Below are 337 nucleotides of genomic sequence, written 5' to 3'. Positions count from 1 at the left end.
TGGACCAAACCTGCAGACGAGATCCTCAATTCGCTCGCAAAATATATCGAACGAATTTCAGGCGCAGGACACTAGTGTCCTGTGCCGGTAAGTAACCTTCCGATATGGCTCTCGGAAACGGGCTGGTCGCTCGCATCGAGCGGACCGTGGACTTCTACGGTCCCGGCCGTCCGATTCCGGCAGACGAGCTTCACGCGGAATTGCATGCGCTCGACATCGTCCCGGACAAAGACTTCACCGAGTTCGTGGGGCGTTGGGGTGGATGCTTCGTGGGCGTGTCAGTGCACGCATGGGACAACGCCGAGCTTATCGGTCGTGAGACATGCATCGAGCTGAC

1 pseudogene is annotated in these 337 nt (G+C 58.2%); it reads left to right on the top strand.

The features are described from left to right. Positions 1–104: 104 nt before the first annotated feature. Positions 105–337, top strand: a pseudogene (locus V3587_RS30655) (SMI1/KNR4 family protein); the annotation flags it as partial.

Source organism: Rhodococcus sp. IEGM 1306, assembly GCF_036541985.1.
Lineage (GTDB): Bacteria > Actinomycetota > Actinomycetes > Mycobacteriales > Mycobacteriaceae > Rhodococcus_F > Rhodococcus_F qingshengii.
The sequence above is the reverse complement of the archived record's forward strand: the minus strand, read 5'-3'. Positions and strand labels throughout refer to the sequence as shown.